Annotated in this window: 1 protein-coding gene; it reads right to left on the bottom strand. The window is 35.6% G+C overall.

Annotated elements, in window-relative coordinates:
• The coding region (locus Q1B07_RS26765) for a hypothetical protein (RefSeq protein WP_299834327.1) at positions 1 to 300 on the bottom strand (300 nt) is incomplete at its 3' end.
• Positions 301 to 525: the final 225 nt, after the last annotated feature.

The following is a 525-nucleotide window of genomic DNA, read 5'->3' as shown; positions in this document are numbered from 1 at the left end:
CTCTATTCCATGAATTCCTTTATAAAACTCAGGGTACATTTCTCCTCCACATTTTTCACATGAAAACATAGGTGGAGTTGTTGGATCACCATCGTCCATTAAATCAAAATCCCTAACTACACTTAAAGGAATTTCTTCTTTTTCATGACACACCAAACAAACATAGCTGACGCTCTGTTTCTTGGACGGGTTTAGGTTTATAGACTTTTTCTTTTTCTTCCCTTTTTTGCGTTGTTTCGATACCGGTGAAATATGAAACCATCCTTTCAAGATATGCCCTTGAATATTTACATTTGGCATATTTTATCTTCAAGACTCCGTTCTGAAGACAGACGGATCCCTTGAATTCATAGTAACACGAACACTTTGAACAGACCATTGGGTCTTTACCAGTCTGATCCTTTATTCTCTGGCTCCAATTCCTTTTTCTAAGGACCTTTTTCACTTTTACTATTTGTCTTTTAACTGTTTCTTGGAAAATAGCTACTTTTTGTTTACATTCTGCTTTTTTCCTTCTTGAATAGA

The sequence above is a fragment of the uncultured Metabacillus sp. genome (genome assembly GCF_947503125.1).
Classification (GTDB): domain Bacteria; phylum Bacillota; class Bacilli; order Bacillales; family Bacillaceae; genus Metabacillus.
The sequence above is the reverse complement of the archived record's forward strand: the minus strand, read 5'-3'. Positions and strand labels throughout refer to the sequence as shown.